The sequence below is a fragment of the Caulobacter endophyticus genome (genome assembly GCF_003116815.1).
Lineage (GTDB): Bacteria > Pseudomonadota > Alphaproteobacteria > Caulobacterales > Caulobacteraceae > Caulobacter > Caulobacter endophyticus.
Map to the genome: position 1 here is coordinate 1 of NZ_QDKQ01000035.1, position 19,733 is coordinate 19,733.

The following is a 19,733-nucleotide window of genomic DNA, read 5'->3' on the forward strand; positions in this document are numbered from 1 at the left end:
TCATCCGCTATGTCGGCCTGACAAAGGCCCGCGCCCAAGTCCTGATGGCCGCCATCGCCTTCAACCTGCGCCGCTGGACCGCACTCACCGCGACCTGAGCGGAGGCTTCCAGGGGCTCACTGCGTCTGCAGTCTGGAAAAAAGCCCCCTCCGCCCGGCCAAAGAGCCTCCAGAGTGGCTCATCAGCCTCTCGGCCGCCCGTCCGCCACCTCAACCTCGACGATCCGCCGTTTTAAGCAACACGCCCGCAAGGGGAGAGGGAAGCCTAATAGGGCAGCTCCTCGGGCGCCGGGACCGGCCCGCGCCCGTCGTCGGCCGGCTCGTCTTGCGCCGCCTCGCTCTCCAGCTCCGAGGCCGTGCGGGCGAACTCCGAGGCCAGGGTCTCGTAGAAGCCGTTCCTCGGATCGGGCGAGGTGCGGGGCGAAGGATCGGCCAGCAGCCACGGGAAGTCGCGGATCGCCAGATTTTGGTGCGCGGCCAGCATGTAGCGCCGCCAGATGCTGGCCGGCATGTCGCCGCCCACGACCTTGTTCATCGGCTTGTCGTTGTCGTTGCCCACCCACACGCCGGTGGCGAAGTCGGGGGTGAAGCCCACGAACCAGGCGTCGCGCCAGTTCTGGCTGGTGCCGGTCTTGCCCGCCGCCGGCCAGCCGAACGACGCCCGCTTGGCCGTGCCCTGGTCCACCACCTTCTTCATCATCTTGACCATCATGCTGGCCTTGGCGATGTCGTAGACTTGAGCGGGAGCGAGCGGGCCGCGGGCATAGATCGGCCGGCCGTCCTGGGCGGTGATGCTCTCGATGACGTAGGGCTCCACCCGCTGGCCGCCCAGCTGGAAGACCTGGAAGCCCGAGGTCATCTGCAGCAGGTTCACCTCATAGGCTCCCAGCGCCACCGACAGGTCGGGCCGGTCGGGCAGGCTGGTGATCCCGAAGCGGCGGGCCAGGTTCCCCACCTGCGCGCCGCCGGCCTCCTGGGCCAGCTTGACGGCGATGGTGTTGGTCGAATTGACCAGGGCCTGCTCGACGGTCATCGGCCCGCGATAGTCGCCGCCGTAGTTCTCCGGCTTCCAGTCGCCGAACTGCACCGGGCCGTCGACCCGGATATCGCTGGGCAGCACGCCCTTCTCCAGGGCCGCGGCATAGACGAACGGCTTGAAGGTCGAGCCCGGCTGTCGCCTGGCCTGAACCGCACGGTTGAAGGGGCTGGCGATGTAGTCCGTGCCGCCCACCATCGCCCGGATCGCCCCGTCGGCCGACAGCGACAGCAGGGCGGCCTGGCTGGCGCCGGCGTGCTGGCCGCCCAGCGCGATGGCCTGGCGCACGATGTCGGCCCCGGCCTTCTGCAGGCGGGTGTCTATGGTCAGGCGCACGACCAGATCCGGCGCGTTCTGGCCGGCGATGCGGATGGCCTCGGTGGTGGCGTAGTCCAGCACCCAGCCGTAGTCGCCCTCGTCGCTGACCGCGTCGGGCGACAGTTTCGGGGTGTCGTCCAGGGCCGCGGCGTGCTCGGCCGCGGTAATCCAGCCCTCTTTCTCCATATTGGCCAGGACCAGGCGCGAGCGGGCCAGCGCCCCTTCCATGTCGCGGGTCAAGGCCAGGCGCGAGGGCGCCTTGGGCAGCGAGGCCAGCAGCGCCGCCTCCGACAGCGTCAGCTGGCTGGCCGGCTTGGCGAAATAGGTCCGCGCCGCGCCATCGACGCCATAGGTGTTGGCCCCGAAGAACACCCGGTTCAGATACAGCTCCAGCACCTCGTCCTTGGTCAGCACCTGCTCCAGGCGCCAGGCCATCAGCATTTCCTGCAGCTTGCGCTCGACCGTGCGGTCCGGCGTCAGGAACAGGCCCTTGGCCAGTTGCTGGGAAAGGGTCGAGGCGCCCTGCACCGTGCGGCCGGCGCGCCAGTTGACCCAAGCCGCCCGGGCGATGCCGTAGAGGTCGATCGGGCCGTGCTTGTAGAAGCGCTTGTCCTCGGCCGCCAGGAAGGCCAGCGGCACATAGCCCGGCACCGTCCTGACCGTCACCCGCTGGCCATAGCGCGGGCCGCGTGTGGCGATCACCTGGCCGCTGCGGTCCTCGAACCGCACGCCCGGCGCGCGGTTGACCGCGAACAGCGCCTCGCGCGAGGGCAGCTCCGGCGTGTCCTTCAGGTACTTGAACCAGACATAGGCCCCCGCCCCGCCGACGGCGAGGAAGCCGACCAGGGCGCTGACCAGCAGGGTGATCCACACCCAGCCCCAGCCGCCCTTCTTGCGCGGCGTCTTCAGGTCGGCGCGAAAAGGCTCTCCAGGCGGACGCTGCGGCGGGCCTTTCGGCGGCTCGGGCGGCGGCGGCGGCGCGGGCGCGAAACCGCCTCCCGCCGGCGGCGTCGGGCGCGCGGGCGGGTCGTCGAACCTGTAGGGCGGCAGCGTCCAGTCGTTCACGTGCGGTGTTGCGTCCAGTTGGTCTTCGTCGCGATTGGGTTTAGGACGCCGCGATGATGGCGCGCAAACCTTTCTGGGAGACGAAATCCCTTCACCAGATGACCGTCCCCGAGTGGGAGAGCCTATGCGACGGCTGCGGCCTTTGCTGCCTGGTTCGCTTCGAAGACGAAGACACCGGCGAGGTGATCCCCACCCGCGTGCACTGTCAGCTGCTCGACGCCCATCTTTGCCGCTGCAGCGACTATCCCAATCGCCGCAAGACCGTGCCCGACTGCATCAAGCTGACGCCGCACAACATCGAGGACCTGGAGTGGATGCCCCCCTCCTGCGCCTACCGCCGCCTGCACGAGGGCAAGACGCTGCCGCAATGGCACCCGCTGATCACCGGCGACCCCGACAGCCCCCACAAGGCCGGCGTCTCGGTCCGCGACCAGACCATCAGCGAAGCCAGCCTCGACGACCCCGAAGACGCCATGGACTTCGTGGCTACCGACCTGATGGTCGACAAGGGCGACTGGCCCTACGAGCCGGAAGACGCCTGAGGGGCGGCAAAGAGATCCTCCCCCTCTGGGGGAGGTGGCCCGGAGGGCCGGAGGGGGGCCGTTCTCAGCTTCCGATACGCTAGCCGACCTAGCCCCCACCGATCGCTCCGCGATCGCCTCCCCCACGGGGCGAGGTCCCTTGATCTCGCCCGACGAACCACCACCTCAAGCTGCGCCTTGAGGAACCCCATGCTCCTGACCGTCCTGCTGATCTGCCTGTTCGCCGCCGCCCGCCACGACGGCCCCGTCCGCCGCTGGCTGGTCGAGCTCCCCGCGCAGCGGCTGGCCGCCATGACCCCGCGCAACGCCGTCGCCCTGGTGCTGCTCTTGGCCATCATGCCCTTCGCCGGCCAGATCCTGCTGCCCGAGATGGCCTGGATCCTGGCTCTCGACCTTGCCGCCTGGGTCGAGGTCGGGCTCGCCGTCACGGTCATGGCGCGCCTCGCCCCCGCCTGGAAGGGCCTGAAAGCCAGCGCCGCCCGCCTGGTCCGCCAGATCCCCCGCTTCGCCAGCCGCGCCCGCCGCGCTCCAACCGCCCGCCGCCGCCCCGCCAAGTCCCCCGCCCCCGAAGACGGATGGGCCTTCGCTTAGCCAAGATCCTCCCCCTGAAGGGGGAGGTGGCCCGGAGGGCCGGAGGGGGAAGTGTCCGATGAGGTCAGTTCACCCACCAGCGCCGCAGTAACTTCCCCCTCAGTCGCTTGGCGACAGCTCCCCCTTCAGGGGGAGCATCTAGAGCGCCTCCCCCACGGGGGGGGAGGTTCCTCCAGAACGGCGCACACGCTAAGGCTTCCCCCATGCTCACCCGCCGGTCCCTCGCCATCTCCGCCCTCGCCCTGCCGCTGGCCGGGGGCGCCCACGCCCAGTCTCCCGAACCCTGGCGCAAGGCAGATCGTCTCTATACGGACGATTTCACTCAAGGCCTGTCCGACTGGGTCATCGAAGCCGAGCAGCCCTCCAAGGCCAGCGCCCTGAACGGCGTGCTGGAGCTAGACGCCCCCGCCGGCCTCACCGCCTGGTTCAAGCCGCGCCTGAGCGGGCCCGTGCTGATCGAATACCAGGCCCTGGCCGTCTACGAAGGCGGCCGCAACGACCGGATCAGCGACCTCAACGCCTTCTGGATGGCGACCGACGTCCGCTCCCCTGACGACCTCTTCGCCAGCCCCCGCACCGGCGCCTTCGCCGGCTACGACCTGCTCAAGACCTACTATGTGGGCCAGGGCGGCAACTACAATTCCAGCACCCGCCTGCGCCGCTATGTCGGCCGTCCCGGCGACCGGCCGATGCTGCCCCAGCACGACCTCAAGGACGCCCGGGCCCTGCTCCAGCCCAACCGCTGGGTCGCCATCCAGCTGGTCGCCTATGACGGCCTCGTCCAGTACTGGGCCGACGGGCGCAAGCTCTTCGAACTGCGCGACCAGGCCCCCTACGCCTCCGGCTGGTTCGGCCTGCGCACCACCTGGAGCCGCCTGCGGTTCAAGGATTTCTCGGTGTGGAAGCTGGCGGCCGCCTGAAGATTCTCCCCCCCCTGAAGGGGAGGTTTTATGGGCGCGGCGCCTTGCGCAGGTAGCCGAAGACCACGCCCCAGACGATCAGGATCGGCCCGAACGCCAGAGCCGCGCTGGTCAGCCACGCGCCGTGCGCCCCGGCCGCACGCAGCACCCAGGTGCTGAAGACCAGCCAGGCGGCCGAGAAAACGGTGAGATAGGCCGCGACGGCGGCCTGCCCCTTCAGTCGCCTGTCGATCAGCGTCAGCAAGCCCAGCGTCAAGAAGCCGGCGACCGTCCACCCGAGCACGCCGGCCAGCAAGCCCGCCTCCTCGCGGCCGCCGCTGGCCACGAACCGCGTGATCCGGTCGCCGAGCGCCCACCACAGGAAGACCAGGCCCAGCAGGCCTTCGGCCGCCCGCCACAGGCGCGTTCGCAACGCAGGTTTTGTCAGCTCACCCATGCCCGCCATGGTAGAGATCGAGCGCAAGGGTGGCAACCGACAAGACCCCCTCCGCCCCTCCGGCCTGCCTCGCCCCGGAGGGGGAGGATCCGAGGCGCCAAGATGCTCCCCTTCCGGGGAGCTGCCGCGGAGCGACCGAGGCGGCTCGTCGCAGACGAGACAACTTTCCGCCTTCCCCCTCCCGCCGCCCTGCTATAGGCCCCATCTCCTCGCATTCTCCGCCCTATCAGACGCAAAGACCGCTTCATGGCCGCCCCCGCCCGCGCCCCCGTGCTCGCCCTCAAGGACGTCCGTCTCGCCGACGGCGCCAAGCCTCTGTTCGACGGCGTGGACCTGGCCCTGGAGCCGCGCGTGCGCGCCTGCCTCGTCGGCCGCAACGGCGCGGGCAAGTCGACCCTGCTCAAGGTGCTGGCCGCCCAGGGCGCCGAGCCCGACAGCGGCGAGCGCGCCGTGCAGCCGGGCGCCAAGGTGGTGTTCGTCAGCCAGGAGCCGGAGATCACCGGCGAGACCCTGCTCGACTACTGCACGGCCGGCGGCGCCCAGGACTACGAGGCCCACGCCACCCTGGCCGACTTCGGCCTGGACTTCGCCCAGGGCACGCAAGGCCTGTCGGGCGGCGAGCGTCGCCGCGCCGCCCTTGCCCGCGCGTTCGCCGAGCAGCCCGACGTGCTGCTGCTGGACGAGCCCACCAACCACCTCGACATCTTCGCCATCCAGACGCTGGAAGAGGAGCTGGCCAATTCCAAGTGCGCGGCCCTGATCGTCAGCCACGACCGCGCCTTCCTCAACCGCGTCACCCAGCGCACCTTCTGGCTGGAGCACCGCAAGGTGCGCCGCCTCGACAAGGGCTTTTCCGAATTCGAGACCTGGAGCGAGCAGGTGCTGGCCGCCGAGGCGGAAGAAGAGCGCCGCCTCAACAAGAAGCTGGAAGTCGAGAACGCCTGGCTGGCCCGCGGCGTCCAGGGCCGCCGGGCCCGCAACGAGGGCCGCCGCCGCGCCCTGCTGGACCTGCGCGCCCAGAAGAAGGACATCCAGTCCGAAAAGCGCGGCTCCATGTCCATGGCCGTCGAAAGCTCGGGCACGTCGGGCAAGCGCGTGGTCGAGGCCAAGGGCCTGACCAAGAAATTCGGCGAGCGCACCATCGTCGAGAACTTCTCGACCCGCATCCTGCGCGGCGACCGCGTGGCGCTGGTGGGTCCCAACGGCGCGGGCAAGACCACCCTGGTGCGGATGCTGCTGGGCGAGATCGAGGCCGACGCCGGGACCGTGCAGCTGGGCACCAATCTCGAGATCGCCTATGTCGACCAGAACCGCCTGGCCCTGTCGGAAAAGATCACCGTCTGGGACTTCCTGACCCCGTCGGGCGGCGACTCCATCCTGGTGCGCGGCGTCTCCAAGCACGTGGCCGGCTACGCCAAGGAGTTCCTGTTCACCGAGGCCCAGCTGCGCCAGCCGGTCACCAGCCTGTCGGGCGGCGAGCGCAACCGCCTGCTGCTGGCCCGGGCGCTGGCCTCGCCGATGAACCTAATGGTGCTCGACGAACCGACCAACGACCTCGACATGGACACGCTCGACCTGCTGGAAGAGCTGCTGGCCGATTTCGAGGGAACCCTCATTCTCGTCAGCCACGACCGCGACTTCATCGACCGCCTGGCCACCTCGACCATCGCCATGAACGGCCATGGCGACGTGCTGGAGACCCCCGGCGGCTGGACCGACCTGATCGACCAGTCCCCGGACTTCTTCAAGGGCGCGCGCGGCGCGGCCGGCGACTTCGCCACCGGGACCGGCTCGCACAAGGCCGTCGTCACCCCTGCGGCCGCCCCGCCCAAGAAAGCCACCAAGCTGTCCTACAAGGACCAGCGTCGCCTGGAGGAGTGCGAGGCCCTGATCGCCGGCTCGCCCAGGATCCTGGCCGACCTGGAGAAGAAGCTGGACGACCCCAACCTCTACGCCCGCGACCCGGCCGGCTTCGACAAGATCATGAAGGCCCTCGACAAGGCCCGCGCCGATCTCGCCCAGGCCGAGGAGGACTGGCTGATGCTGGAAGAAAAGCGCGAGGCCATGGCCGGCTGATCCAGCCGGCCCGCCAGCGGTGGTTGACCGCGTGACCGCCTGGCAACCAGATGTTGCGTCGCTGCAATAGTCGGGAACAAACGGTCAAGCTTTCGACAATGCCAGTTTACGCCTGTCACCAGACCCCCTAATCGCAAGCGCCGCCCAACTCGGGCGTGCACCTTTTGGGGGATTTCTCTTCATGCGTTTGTTCATCGGCGCCGCCGTCGCGGCCCTCGCCTTCGCCGGCGCCGCCTCGGCCCAGGACGCCAAGCCGGCCATCGCCAAGCCCGCCGCCACCCAGTACGTCTCGATCGCCGGCGGCTACATCGGCAAGAGCGACTATGACTACAACTTCGCCGGCGGCAGCGTCGAAGGCGAGGCCGACGCCGGCGTCCAGGTCGCCGTGGCCTGGGGCTCGGCCCTGCAAGGCAACTGGCGCGTCGAACTGGCCGGCGGCTACCGCACCCAGGACGCCGGCTCGACGATCCGCGTCGGCTCCACCACCATGGCCGCCGAGGGCGACAAGGCCCAGATTCTCAGCGCCGACATCAACGCCTATTACGACTTCCCGGTCGCGGGCCCGGTGAAGCCCTATCTGGGCGCCGGCATCGGCGCGGCCTCGGTCAAGCTCGACGACGGCCTCATCGACGACACCGGCTCGGCCCTGACCCTGCAGGCCATCGCCGGCGCCAGCGTCGCGGTCTCGCCGACCGTCTCGCTGTTCGCCGAAGCCCGCTACCAGCGCGTCGGCCCGATCCGCGTCGAGACCACCACCCTCCTTGGCGAGCGCAAGTCGAAGTTCGACCTGTCCAGCGCCGGCGCCCTGGTCGGCGTCCGCTTCGGCTTCTAGGGCCGGGCTGGAACTTGAAGACGGGGCGCGCCGGGCGAGAGCCAGGCGCGCCTTTTCTTTCGACTCAAGGCCGGCGCGCTCAGTCCTTCTTGCCGGCGCCGCTCGCGAGGATCCAGACCGTCTGGGGCTTGTCGACAGCCTTGCCCTTGTCGTTGACGAGGCCCAGCTGAAGCGTGCGGCCAGGCGCCAGATTATGCAGCGAAAGGCTGGCGGAGCCCGCGGCGCTGATCTGCCAGCGCCCGTCCGTCGACGCCAATGGCGCCCCGACCATGTTGCTCACGGCGGCGATATCGCCTCCCGACACCGACAGGAACACCGGCCCGTCCTTGCCGTCCGTCTTGGCGGCTCGGACCACGAGCCGCCCCTGGCCATCCTGAGCCGCCAGCACCATGTCGGTCGACAGGGCCAGGCTGAAAGGCGGCGAGGGATCCTTCTCCGGCGGCGGCGCGGTGAACTTGACCTGCCTGTAGACGACAGGGCAGCCCGGGGTCGAAGCCAGCAGGTTTCTTCCGTTCTCCACCTTCAGGCAATTGGGGTCCGCGCCGGCGCCGGCCACGCCGTTGCGCACGTCGAAGGCGATCCCGTTCTCGAGTGCGAAAAGCCGGACCTCGCCTGGAGACGAGTCCGTGAGCCCGTACTCCGTAAGGGCCGGAAAACTGGCCTCGACAGTCGCGCCGCCCGACGAGGTCGTCACCGATGAAGCCGGGATGACCGTCGCGCCGGACACCAGTTGCGCGCCGAGCTTGCGGTTGGCCAGGCCGCCGCCTTGCTGCAGCCGCGCCGTCGCCCCCGCCTTGCCGACACTCAGCAGGACCGTCTGGTCGGTTGGCGGCAGAACCCCGACCGGAGTCGTCATGTCGAACTTGAGCAAGGTATGGCTGAAACGATTGACGCGCTTCCAGGCGGCGAAGTCGGAATAGAGCCCGACCAGACGCGGTGTGACGTCCAGCTTACTGTTGCTGTAGAACGCCTGGGCGGCGTCGGCGCGGAACGTCTCCCACTTGCCGTCGGTCGCGGCGATGACAAGATGCTCAAGCACGCCTGCGCGCGCGGTCTCCAGTTCACGCGCTTTGGTGAAGGTTCCATTCACGGCGATCTCTTCTTCGCTCAGGCCGTAGTCGCCGAGCACCTGCTTGCGCCACGCCGCGTACTGGACCGCCGGCCGCTGGGGCAGCGGCTTGCCGCTGATGGCGTTGATGTAGTCGGTGCGCGCAACCGCGGTGATCGCGCGCGTATCCTCGCTCTGGCCGCAAGGCATGGCGACGACCACGAGCGAGACGTTCTGGGTGCGCGGCGCCATCGACCACTTCGAGGTGGTGTTGGAGGACGCCCCAAAGCGTACCCGTACGGTGTCGTTCGAGAGCTTGCCGACGGTGAAAAGGCTGTTGAGGTCCTTGCCCAGCCGCTGTTCGAGATCGTCCGCGGTCTTGCGCGCGCCGACCGACAGGCCCGTCGCATTGAGCATGGCCAGGAGCGACAATCCCAGCTGGCGCACGTTCTGGGTGCTGTCGGAACTGAGAATGCCCTCCAGGTTGTCGGTGACCAGCAGCGGCATGACGCCGAGATTGCGACAGCCCGTACCCGTGTCGACGAAGCCGTTCTTGTCGGGCTGCGGCGGGGTGAGGTCACCGTCTAGAAACGAGATATTGGTGTAGACGTCGTAGGGCAGGTTTCGACGCAGGGGCAGGTTGGACACCTGCAGGCGAACCACGAAGGCCCGGCCGCCCTTGGCGATCGCCGCGTCCTCGATGTAGCGGCTGATCAGCGCCGCCTCCTGCTTCAGCGCCGCGGCGGCGAGATAGGTCAGCATGGGGTCTGACCCCGTCGCGACCCAGCCGTCCGGCGCGCCGGCGAGGCCAGAGGCCGTGCCCGCTATGAGGTCGGGCTTTGCGACCTGCGACAGGTCGCCAGACGCGCGCGTGGTGTCGGTCTGGCTGTTGGTGGTCGTGACCCCATCGGTGTCGGTCTTGCTGGTGGCGACGGTCGTCTGGGCCACCGTGGGCGCGGCCGCCTGGAGGGTCAGCGCGACCACGTCCAGCGCGCGCTTCTGGGACAGCGCCGTCGAAGGGATGACCTTTGCCAGCGCCTCGGCTTCAGTGAGCGGGAATTTCGGTTGCAGATCCGCCCTGACGGCCTCCCAGGGCGTTATCGACATGATCGTGACGTGGGTCGATCCGGCTTCGTCGGCATAGCGCACCGACGCTGGCCCCGCCGCGACAGGGCTGGCCGTGGCGGCCACGCCAGCGGCGACGATCGAAGTAAAAACGCGCGCCATGACCCCACCCCAGAAAAGAACGTCGTTCTTTTAGCCAATTAACGCTATAGTTGCGAGCGCTCAAGCTTGTAAAGTTTTTCATCCACCCCAGGTTGATTTCGACATGGGCGCTCAGCGCCCTTTGGCGCGGGAGGCCGGTCGATGGCGGACGCGAACACGAAACTGCGCAAGGCTGGACTTGTCTTCCAGGGCGGCGGCGCCCTGGGCGCCTTCGAACTGGGGGTGGCCCGCGCGATCTATGGACCGCATAGCAGGTTCGAGCCCGACGTCATCTCAGGCGTTTCGATCGGCTCGATCAACGCCGTGCTGCTGGCGCGTCCGGCGCGATCCATGACCGGATTGCAGGCCCTCGAAAGCTTCTGGCGCGACGTGGCGGTCAATCATTGGCTATCGATCTGGCTGGGCGCCTCGGCGTCGTCCTTGGGCGTTCCAGGCTTCTACAGCCCCGACCTGCCCTGGCTTCCGTCGCGCACGAGCCTCTACGACATCAGGCCGCTCATTCGAACCCTGCAAGCGCTGGTGGACTTCGATGGCCTGGCCGACCCCAGCGCCCAACCACAGCTGATGCTCGGGACCATAAACATCGAAACCGGCAAGTCGGTGATCTTCGACAGCCGGGAAAAGGGCCTGGAGCTGAAGCACATCCTGGCCAGCGCCAGCTTGCCGCCGAGCTTTCCTGGCGTATCCATCGACGGCAAGATCCATTGGGACGGCGGCATATTCGACAACACGCCGCTGGGGGCGGTCATCGAGCATCTCGACGCCCCGGACCCCGAAATCCTGGTGGTCAATCTGTTCCCCAACGAGAACCCGCCGCCGACCACCCTGGCGGAGGTGTCCCAGGTCCTGACCAACATCCTCTTCGCCAACAAGACCGATGCGGACCTGCGCTTGATGGAGAAGTTCAATGCGGTCGCCGATCTCTTGGATTTCATCGACCGCACATTTCCCGACTCCGAAATTCACAAGACGCGCGAGTACGCCTTGCTGCGCCGCTATCGCCGTGTCCCAAAGGTGCTGAACGTCAATCGCACCGCCACGAACAAGGCTTCGGAATCGTCGGACTTTTCACGCGACGGCATCCAGGGCCGGGCGCGCGAAGGCGAAAGACTGACCCGCATCGCGCTCAGGGACGCCGGACTGATGGAGGCGTCTTTCGCGAATACCGAAGGCTGACCGCCCTATCGCGCGGCCCGCGCCCGCCACGCCTCCGGTTCGTCGAAGCGACCGGCCCAGAGGCCGGCCCTGTCTTCCTCGGCGTCGGACTCCGGTTCCGAATACTGGCCCTCGCGGTCGAGCGCCCAGCCCTGGCGGACCATGGCCAGGTTCAGGGAACTGAGGTCCGAGGCGCATGGCGCGGCGGCGTCCGCGCAGGGGGCGTCGGCGATGAAGCACAGGCCCTGCCAGCCGTCGCCGTCCGAGGGCGGGCCTTCGGGGCGGCAGGCGACCTTGCGGCCGGCGATCAGCTTTTCCAGGTGCTCGCGCGAGGCCTGGCCGCAGGCGAAGGACGCCCCGTCCCTGTCGAGGCAGGTCTGGTCCAGTTCCGGGGCGTCGATGGTCCACAGCCTGGCCCGCATGCCCTGGATCTCCAGGGTGTCGCCCTCGACGACGCGGGCGGGGCCGAACAGCTCGGCGCGGCCTTCGGCGTCCCTGGCGAACCGCGGCTGGGGGGCGTCAAGGTCGTGCTCGCGGGCGTCGGCGGCCTTGATCGGATGGACCCGAGGACGGGCGGCGTCGTAGGCGTAGACCGCCGCGCCGGCCAGGCCGACCACGACCAGCAGGCCGATCAGGATCCTGGACCGGCGCATCACTTCACCTTCTTCAGATAGGGCGCGGGCGAGCGGGCGACGCCCTCGTCGGGCACGAACCCCGTCCAGCGGGTCAGCACCCGGCCCTCCAGCTTCGACAGGGTGAAGAGGGGCGCGCCGGGCCTGTAGACCTCGACGCCGAAGCGGTTGGCCTTGGCCGGCGGCGGATAGCGCAGGAACCGCACCTCCAGCCCGTCGGGCGTGGCGTGGGTGCTGCACTGGAAGGTCTCCAGCGTCTGGAAGCCCTCGCCGTGGAATTCGCAGGCGCCGTTCTTCAGGGTCAGCCGCCAGGTCACCAGGATCGGCGAGCCGCCGGCCGTGCGGCCGCCGTCGTGGGTGTAGGCGTAAACGCCGTCCCAGCCCTTGGCCGGGCTCGCCGAAAGCAGGGCGAGCGCAAGGGCGCTGGTCAGAAGGGATGACAGCATCGGGCCGGCTCCTCGCAGGGCGGGACGGCCGACCGACCGATGGCGGCGCTTGCCCCGTCGGAGAGAAAAGCCGTCGGGGCGGCGGGGTTCCGCTGCGAGCCCCTACCCCATCCGCGCAGTCATCAGGAAGCGCTGGCGGCTCTCGGCGGCCTTGCGTTCCAGTTCCAGGCGTTCCTGCTGCTCGGTGGCGTCGAGCATGGATTCCAGCAGGCGCGAGAAGTGCAGGCGCATGGCCTGGCGGGCGGCCTTGGGATCGCGGCGGCGCAGGGCTTCGACCACGGCCACGTGCTCGGCCTGGCGGGCGTCGCCGTCGTGGTGGCATATCGACTGGTGGGTGCGGCGGACCTCCGGATCCTCCATGCGGAACTTCCAGAGGGTCTTGATCGTGTGGATGATCACCCGGTTTCCCGAGGCGGCCGCGATGGTCATGTGGAACTCGCGGTCGACGGCCGTGGAGCGGGCGTCGTCCTCGCCGGCCGCGACCATCTGGGCCAGCAGGTCGTCGAGCTTGGCGAGATCCGCGTCGGAGATGATCGGGGCGGCCAGGGCGGCGGCCTCGCTCTCGAACAGCGAGCGGGCCTCGGTCAGTTCGAAGGCGCTGACCGTGGGCAGCCCCCCCTCGGCGCCGCCAGCGCTGTCGGCGCCGGCCGGTCCGCAGACATAGACCCCCGAGCCGGCGCGGATGCGCAGGGTTCCACGGGCCTGGAGAGCGATCTCGGCCTCGCGGACGGTGACGCGGCTGACACCCAGCCGCTCGGACATTTCGCGCTCTCCGGGCAGCCGCGAGCCTGGCGGGAACTCGCCCGCGCGAACCATGTCCGCGATCTTGTCGGCGATTTCCTCGAACAGGCGGCGGTCGGCCATGGCGCCCCTCTACTGTGGTGTTGCCCTTCAAGCCATGCCCGAACCGGCCTGGAATTGGAATAGCAAACTGGTAGGCGCCGGGGTGGCGGTCATCATCAGCAGCCTGGCCAGTCGATTTCGAACCTCTTCAACCACTTAAACCCCTCGTCATCCCGGCCGCAGCGAAGCGGAGAGCCGGGATGACGAAGGAAGGGAGCCCTCCCTACAGCCGCGCCCGGATCGAGATGAAGAACTGCTGGCCGAAATATTGATAGTTGCGGGTGCTGCCCGGGACCGGCATCGAGTCGATCTTGACCTCGTTGAAGAGGTTCAGGCCCTGCAGGCGGATATCGACCTTCTTGTTCAGCTTGTACTGGACGTTGAAGTCGAAGACGTCGCCGCCGTCGATGTAGCGCAGCTGGGCGTTGCCGCCGACGAAGTCCTGGTAGTAGCGCGAGCGATAGCGATAGATGCCCTGCACGCTGAGCGGGCCGTGCTCGTAATAGAGCTGGGCCGACAGCACGTGCTTGGAATAGCCGTTCAGGCCCGCGGCCGGGATCATGCCGCCGGTCACCGCGCCGGTGTCGGCGTCGATGACGTCGCCCAGCCGGATGTCGTGGTTCCTGAAGTTGGTGATGGCGTAGTTGTAGCTCAGCTTGCCGCCGAACCCGTCCAGGGGCTTGGGCAGCCAGCTGAACTTGTTGGAAAGCGTGAACTCCGCGCCGTAGACGTGGCTCTTGTCGTCGCTATTCTGGGTCTGGGTGACCGGCACGGTGACGTTCTGGCCGTCGATGACGAACGCCTCGTCGATGGTCACCGGGATGAAGCCGCCGGTGAACTGCTTGTAGTAGAGGGTGGTGGCCAGGATGGTGTCGCGGTTGGCGTAGTATTCCAGCGCCACGTCGGCGTTCCACGACATGATCGGCTTCAGCCGCGGGCTGCCGCTGGCGACGATCTCGCCGATGGCGTCCTGGATCGAGGTGAAGTCGGTCCCGTCCTGCAGGGTGATGGTGCGGCCGGCGGCCAGGCTGCTGGGAGCCGGGCGCGACATGGCGCGATAGAGGGCGATGCGGCCCACGGTCTTGGGCGTCAGGTCGAAATTGGCGTTGACGCTGGGCAGCACGCGGAAGCTGGAGGCCTTGATCCGGGTGTCGTCGAAGGCGCCGGTCTCCACCAGCCGGATCGAGCCGTCGCTGTTGTTGACCACGTCCAGCTCGGCCCGCAGCCCCTTGGAGACGACGCTGGTGTCGACCACCCGCACCCCGAAATTGCCGCGCACCGGCATGCCGGCCGCCTCGCCCTTGTAGGAGGCCATGACGTAGCCCGACCAGACCGTCTCGGTAACGTCGGCATTGGCCACCGAGCGGGTGTCGCCGCTGCCGCCGGGATCTTCCGAGCCCAGATAGTTGCGGAACTGGCAGAGGGTGTCGAAGGTCGCCCAGCTGCGCACCGAGTGGGTGGGCGCGTCGGAGAGATAGTCCGACTGCGGGAAATTGGTGCGGCAGGCGAGGTTGACGGCCCGGTCGACCGCCAGGCTGGCCTGGTCGATGGTGACCAGGTCGTCATAGGTGGTGTAGCGGCGGCGCGAATAGCGGGCGCCGGCGTCGATGCGGCTGATGAAGCCGTCCAGGTCGTAGGCGGCATCGAAGCGGGCCGCGAAGATGCGGTCCTTCTTCTCCTCCTCCTCGCGGGTCAGGCGGGCGTCGTCGCTGTAGAGCGACCAGTCGTCGAGGTTGAAGCGCGGATCGACCGTCAGGGTCGGCGCAAAGCCGCCCCGGGCGTCGTAGGTGAAGGGGATGCGCTGGTTGTTGATGGCCGTGCGCACGCCGTAGATGTCCAGCGGATCGGTGCGCAGGCGGGTCGAGCGGGTCAGGTCGGTGCGGGTCGTCTGGCTGTAGGAGATGTCGGCGCTGAGGGTCAGGCGATCGGTGGCCCGGAACTCGAAGTCGCCGCCGCCGCCGACATATTCCTCTTCCCGCTGGAACAGGGTCGAGACCGACTGCAGGGTGCTGTTCCCGGTCGCGTACAGCAGGCGGTGCTCGTCGTCGTACTGCACGTTGCGCAGGGCGTAGCGGGTCTCGGCGAAGCCCAGGTCGTGGCGGTCTTCCTGGTAGTTCCGCTTGGAGTATTCGACGTCGAGATTGACGTCCCAGCGGTCGTTGGGCTGCCACTGCAGGGCGCCGAAGATCGCGTCGCGCTTTTCCCTGGCGGTCAGCTGGCGGAAGGTGATCGAATTGGGCGCCAGGTAGAAGGGCGTGCCGGCCGCGGCCTGGGCGCGGGTCACTTCGGTGCAGTTGCCGGTGGCGTTGATGTTGGCGTTGCAGGCCAGCCAGGTGTTGGAGGCGACATAGCTTTCGGCCGGGTCGTCGACCTGGTTGCGCTGGACGCCCAGCGACACCCCGACCTCGCCCAGCCTGCCCAGCTCGTACTGGTCGACATAGCTGGCCGTGCCGCGCCAGCCCCAGGGATCCGAACCCGTGATCCGCTTCTGGTAGGGATTGTAGTTGCCCTTCAGTTCGCCCTGCAGGAGCCGCTTGCCGTAGTCGAGCGGCTTCTTGGTTTCCATCTCGATGGCGCCGGCGACGCCGCCCTCGATCAGGTCGGCCTGCTGGGACTTGTAGATCTTGATGCCGTTGAACAGCTCGGACGGGAACTGGCCGAAATTGACGGCGCGGTCGCCGCTGCCGTTGGAGGCCTCGCGGCCGTTGAAGGTCGTGGCCGACAGGAACGAGCCCAGGCCCCGCAGCGATACCTCCGTCGGGCCGTAGTTGCCGCGGTCGGCGGTGGCGCCGGTGATGGTCATGATCGCTTCGCCGATCGACTGGCCCGGCAGGTCGCCGATCTCGTTGGCCGACAGGGCGTCGACGATGGCCGTGGTGTCGCGCTTGACCGCGATCGAGTTCTGCATGGTCTGGCGGACGGCGCTGACCACCACCTCGTCGACGGCGTTGTCGGTGATCGGCTGGTCGGTCTTGGCTTCCTGAGCGGCGGCCTGGGCGGCCATGGCGACGACCGAGGCGGCCGCGCCGCAGCTCAGGATCGTCCGCAGCCGGACGGCGATGGTGTTCGTGGCGCGCATTTCCGCTCCCTCCCCCTTGTCTTTTCTTATGCCGGGACCCTGCGACCTGGCCGGCGCCGCGTCAAGGCGGATTCTTATACCAATTATGAGAATTCTCAGGCCAATTTTCCGAAGATCGAATTAGACCGGATTGCAGACCAATTCAGACCGGTTGCACGGAGGCGGCCACGGCCAGGGCCGCGACGTGCGGCCGCCTCCGCGCGGTTTCCCCTTTGGGCTCGGGGAACACTCCACCTCGTCATCCCGGCCGTAGCGCGCAGCGCGAAGAGCCGGGACCCAGGGGCCGCCGCCATGCGCCGGCGACCGCCGGGCGGCGAACCTTGGCGCGCGGCCCAGTCCCCTGGGTCCCGGATAGCCGCTGCGCGGCTTCCGGGATGACGGTGTGAGAGGGCCGGGCCTAAGGCGTCAGCTGGCTGCGCAGGCCCGGCACGGCGGCGGCCAGGTCGTCGGCGACCAGCTTGGAGAACACCCGCGCGCCGGCGTCGCCCACGTGGGTATAGTCGAACTTGCGCACCTGCTGGCCGCGCGGGCCGGTCTGCGTGGTGACCACGTCCGGCAGGCGGGCCTCCTCGGCGGCGCGGGGCAGCAGGGTCGTGCCGGTCCTGGCGGCCTCGACCTCGCTCTCGATCGGCTCGGCCTGGGCCAGCTTCATGGAGTCGACGGGACCCAGCTTCTGGACGATGCGGGCGCTGGACGTGTTGAGATCGACCAGCGGCGTCTTGGTCTCCGTCGCGACCTTGCGCACCTCCTCGGACCAGACGTCCAGCGTGTTCTTCAGCTGGCCCTTGGCGAACTCGCGGCGGGTCAGCGGGGTCAGCAGCACCGGCTGGGCGCCGGCCGCACGGACGTCCTCGACGAAGCGCTTGAGGTTGGCCGGGAACTCGGTGGCGAGGTCGGTCCAGCGCTCGCCCTTGGACGACTGGTCGTTGTGGGCGAACTGGATCAGCACGTAGATGGCGGCGTAGCCGGGGACCCTGGCCTCGGAGAGCGCGATGTCCCACGAGCCCTCGGCGCGGTAGCTGCGGGTCGAGCGCCCGCCCCGGCCCAGGTTCAGGCAGGCCACCGACGACTTGACGTGATGGTCGCAGAAGGCGCCGCCCCAGCCGCTGCCGACGGCCGTGGTGGAGTCGCCGACCAGGATCACCTTGTAGGGCTTGATCGGCGCGGCGTTCGTGCGCGGCTCGCGCTCCTTCACAGGGCCCGGCGGCTGGGCCAGGGCGGCGGCCGGAGCCGCCGTCGCCAGCAGGGCCAGGGTCGCGAGCATCGCGGTCGTCTTGTGGTTCATCGGATCCTCCCTCTTGTTCTCGTTGTGCTCGCGGCCGGCCCTACGAGAAGGCCAGCCCCCCGTTGATGTCGAGGTTGACGCCGGCCAGGAACGAGGCGTCGGACGAGGCCAGGAAGGCCACCGCGGCGGCCACCTCTTCCGGCGCGCCCTCGCGGCGCAGCGGGGTGTTTCCGGCCACGGCCGCGCGGCCTTCGGGCTTGGAGAAAATGTCGTGGAAGCTGGTGCCGATCAGGCCCGGGCACAGGGCGTTGACGCGGATGCCGCGCGGCCCCAGCTCCTTGGCCCAGCCGCGGGTCAGGGTCATCAGCGCGCCCTTGGAGGCGGCGTAGACGCTGGCGCCCGGACCGCCGCCGTCGCGGCCGGCCTGGGAGGCGATGTTGACGATGGCCGCGCCGTCCGGGATGTGCGGCAGGGCCGCCTTGGTGACCAGGAAGGCCGACTTCAGGTTCAGGGTCATGACCTGGTCGAAGAAGGCCTCGTCCATGTCGGCCAGGGTCTTGCGGGCCACCATGCCGCCGGCGAGGTTGACGAGAATATCGATCCTGCCGGTGATCGCCGAGGCGGCGGCCACCAGCCCTTCGACCTCGCCTGCGTCGGTGACGTCGGCGCGGTGCAGCACGGCCTTGCCGCCGGCCGCCTCGATCCGCGCGGCGGTCTCCTTGGCCGAGGCTTCGTCGCCGCGATAGTTGACGACGACCGTGGCGCCCTCGGCGGCCAGGCGCAGCGAAACCTCGCGGCCGATGTCGCGGCCGCCGCCGGTGACCAGCGCGACCTTGCCTTTGAACCTCATGCGGGTCCCCTTTTTACTGACTGTCGGATTGCGGCGGCGGCACGGGCGATGCGCGCCCGCCCAGCAGCCAGAGAGAGATGACCCCCAGCGGCACGATGACCGCCGCCAGGACGAAGATCGGGGCGTAGCCGTGCCGGGTCATCACCGGCACCAGCCAGGTGGTGACCAGGGTGCCGGCCACGGCCGCCGTGCCGCCCACCCCCGCGATCGTGCCGACGGCGCCGCCGCCGTAGTAGTCGCTGGGCAGGGTCTGGATGTTGTTGATGGCCACCTGGAAACCGAACAGGATCACCGCGATCAGCAGCACGGCCGAGAGGGGCGTGGCGGCCTTGGCCGTCAGCAGCAGGGCGGGCAGCATGATCGCCCCGCCAAGCGTGACGGCGAAGCGGCGGGCCGAGAGCGTCTTCCAGCCGCGCCGGATCAGCGCCCCCGAAAGCCAGCCGCCGCCCAGGCTGCCCAGCATGGCGCCGACGAACGGCACCCAGGCGAACAGGCCGATCTGGCGCACGTCGAAGCCGAAGGTCTCGGCCAGGTAGATCGGCAGCCACGAGACGAACAGCCACCAGACCGGATCGAGGAAGAAGCGCGAGACGATGATCGCCCAGCTCTGCTTCTGCTTCAGCAGCTGCGAGAGGTTCGGCGACCAGCCGGCCTTGCCCGAAGCGTCGCCGCGATCGGCGATGTGGGCGCGCTCGGCCTGGCTCAGCCAGGGATGGGCGCCGGGATCGGCGCGGTAGACGAAGAGCCAGGGCAGGAGCCACAGGAAGCCCAGCACGCCGACCACCAGGAAGGTCGCCCGCCAGCCCAGAAGCTCGAACAGCAGGGCCACCAGCGGCGCCGAGACGATGGCCCCGATGGCCGCGCCGGAATTGAAGATGCCTTGCGCCAGAGCCCGCTCGCGCGGCGGGAACCACAGGGCGTTGGCCTTGACCGCGCCGGGCCAGTTGCCGGCCTCGCTGATCCCCAGGGTGACGCGCAGCAGGGCCAGCAGGCCAAGCGAGCGCACGACGCTGTGGGCGGCGATCGACACCGACCACACCAGGATCGACACGGCGAAGCCCATCCGCGTGCCGATGACGTCGAACACCTTGCCAAACAGCGACTGGCCGCAGGCGTAGGCGACCATGAAGATGGTCACCAGCAGGGCGTAGTCGGCCTTGTCGGCGCCGATATCCTTGGACACCGCCGGCCACATGACGGCCAGGGCGTTGCGATCGATGTAGTTGATGACCGTGGCCAGGCCGACCAGGCTGACGATCAGCCAGCGAAGCCCGCCCTTCATTGCGCGCCGCCCTTGCCGTCGAAGCGGGCGAAGTGGCCCTTCCAGGCGATGGCCTTGCCGTCGACGGCGGCCTTGTGGGCAAGGCCCGCCTCGGCGCTGTCGGCGATGGCCAGGGTGATGGTGCGGCCGCC

Annotated in this window: 16 protein-coding genes; 6 read left to right on the forward strand and 10 right to left on the reverse strand. The window is 69.0% G+C overall.

All coding sequences use genetic code 11. From position 1 onward, the window contains the following. Nucleotides 1-264 precede the first annotated feature (264 nt). A complete protein-coding gene (gene pbpC, locus DDF67_RS10185; RefSeq protein ID WP_233247609.1) occupies nucleotides 265-2,418 on the reverse strand; it encodes a multimodular transpeptidase-transglycosylase PbpC in 2,154 nt (717 codons plus the stop codon). A 53-nt stretch (nucleotides 2,419-2,471) separates the two neighbouring features. On the opposite strand from pbpC, the gene DDF67_RS10190 reads away from it, so the two are divergent. The 3 genes from DDF67_RS10190 to DDF67_RS10200 all read left to right on the forward strand — a co-directional run bounded on the left by DDF67_RS10190 (nucleotide 2,472) and on the right by DDF67_RS10200 (nucleotide 4,471). Further along, entirely contained in the window at nucleotides 2,472-2,960 is a 489-nt protein-coding gene (locus DDF67_RS10190) for a YcgN family cysteine cluster protein (protein WP_109100791.1), read from the forward strand. A 189-nt stretch (nucleotides 2,961-3,149) separates the two neighbouring features. Further along, nucleotides 3,150-3,551: a hypothetical protein gene (locus tag DDF67_RS10195; RefSeq protein WP_109100792.1), complete on the forward strand. Its 402-nt coding sequence runs from the start codon at nucleotides 3,150-3,152 to the stop codon at nucleotides 3,549-3,551. A gap of 203 nt (nucleotides 3,552-3,754) precedes the next feature. Then, nucleotides 3,755-4,471 (forward strand): DUF6250 domain-containing protein, encoded by a 717-nt coding sequence (locus tag DDF67_RS10200; RefSeq protein ID WP_109100793.1) that lies wholly within the window; start codon nucleotides 3,755-3,757, stop codon nucleotides 4,469-4,471. Between the two features lie 28 nt (nucleotides 4,472-4,499). On the opposite strand, the gene DDF67_RS10205 is transcribed toward DDF67_RS10200, so the two are convergent. Next, nucleotides 4,500-4,883, reverse strand: a complete 384-nt coding sequence (locus tag DDF67_RS10205) for a hypothetical protein (RefSeq protein ID WP_109100794.1) — start codon at nucleotides 4,881-4,883, stop codon at nucleotides 4,500-4,502. 270 nt (nucleotides 4,884-5,153) lie between these two features. On the opposite strand from DDF67_RS10205, the gene DDF67_RS10210 reads away from it, so the two are divergent. Further along, on the forward strand, nucleotides 5,154-6,983 hold the full coding sequence (locus DDF67_RS10210; protein WP_109100795.1) for an ABC-F family ATP-binding cassette domain-containing protein: 1,830 nt from the start codon (nucleotides 5,154-5,156) through the stop codon (nucleotides 6,981-6,983). 181 nt (nucleotides 6,984-7,164) lie between these two features. Further along, nucleotides 7,165-7,815 (forward strand): outer membrane protein, encoded by a 651-nt coding sequence (locus DDF67_RS10215; RefSeq protein ID WP_109100796.1) that lies wholly within the window; start codon nucleotides 7,165-7,167, stop codon nucleotides 7,813-7,815. Nucleotides 7,816-7,894: 79 nt separating this feature from the next. Here DDF67_RS10215 and DDF67_RS10220 read toward each other — a convergent pair whose 3' ends face one another. Beyond that, the gene (locus DDF67_RS10220) at nucleotides 7,895-10,090 is read right to left on the reverse strand and encodes a hypothetical protein (protein WP_109100797.1); all 2,196 of its coding nucleotides are present in this window, start codon (nucleotides 10,088-10,090) and stop codon (nucleotides 7,895-7,897) included. Between the two features lie 141 nt (nucleotides 10,091-10,231). On the opposite strand from DDF67_RS10220, the gene DDF67_RS10225 reads away from it, so the two are divergent. Next, nucleotides 10,232-11,266: a patatin-like phospholipase family protein gene (locus tag DDF67_RS10225; protein ID WP_109100798.1), complete on the forward strand. Its 1,035-nt coding sequence runs from the start codon at nucleotides 10,232-10,234 to the stop codon at nucleotides 11,264-11,266. A 5-nt stretch (nucleotides 11,267-11,271) separates the two neighbouring features. Here DDF67_RS10225 and DDF67_RS10230 read toward each other — a convergent pair whose 3' ends face one another. The 7 genes from DDF67_RS10230 to DDF67_RS10260 form a co-directional block, all read right to left on the reverse strand. After that, nucleotides 11,272-11,898: a thermonuclease family protein gene (locus DDF67_RS10230; RefSeq protein WP_109100799.1), complete on the reverse strand. Its 627-nt coding sequence runs from the start codon at nucleotides 11,896-11,898 to the stop codon at nucleotides 11,272-11,274. Continuing rightward, nucleotides 11,898-12,323 (reverse strand): DUF5991 domain-containing protein, encoded by a 426-nt coding sequence (locus DDF67_RS10235; RefSeq protein ID WP_109100800.1) that lies wholly within the window; start codon nucleotides 12,321-12,323, stop codon nucleotides 11,898-11,900. Before DDF67_RS10235 ends, DDF67_RS10230 begins: the two co-directional genes overlap by 1 nt. A 102-nt stretch (nucleotides 12,324-12,425) precedes the next feature. Then, on the reverse strand, nucleotides 12,426-13,187 hold the full coding sequence (locus DDF67_RS10240) for a FadR/GntR family transcriptional regulator (protein WP_109100801.1): 762 nt from the start codon (nucleotides 13,185-13,187) through the stop codon (nucleotides 12,426-12,428). Between the two features lie 202 nt (nucleotides 13,188-13,389). Continuing rightward, nucleotides 13,390-16,245, reverse strand: coding sequence for a TonB-dependent receptor (locus tag DDF67_RS10245; RefSeq protein ID WP_109100802.1), 2,856 nt, complete (start codon nucleotides 16,243-16,245; stop codon nucleotides 13,390-13,392). Nucleotides 16,246-16,642: 397 nt separating this feature from the next. Next, nucleotides 16,643-17,530 (reverse strand): rhamnogalacturonan acetylesterase, encoded by an 888-nt coding sequence (locus DDF67_RS10250; protein WP_109100803.1) that lies wholly within the window; start codon nucleotides 17,528-17,530, stop codon nucleotides 16,643-16,645. Between the two features lie 40 nt (nucleotides 17,531-17,570). Next, nucleotides 17,571-18,320: an SDR family NAD(P)-dependent oxidoreductase gene (locus tag DDF67_RS10255; RefSeq protein WP_109100804.1), complete on the reverse strand. Its 750-nt coding sequence runs from the start codon at nucleotides 18,318-18,320 to the stop codon at nucleotides 17,571-17,573. A gap of 13 nt (nucleotides 18,321-18,333) precedes the next feature. Further along, nucleotides 18,334-19,602: an MFS transporter gene (locus tag DDF67_RS10260; RefSeq protein WP_109100805.1), complete on the reverse strand. Its 1,269-nt coding sequence runs from the start codon at nucleotides 19,600-19,602 to the stop codon at nucleotides 18,334-18,336. Between the last annotated feature and the right edge of the window lie 131 nt (nucleotides 19,603-19,733).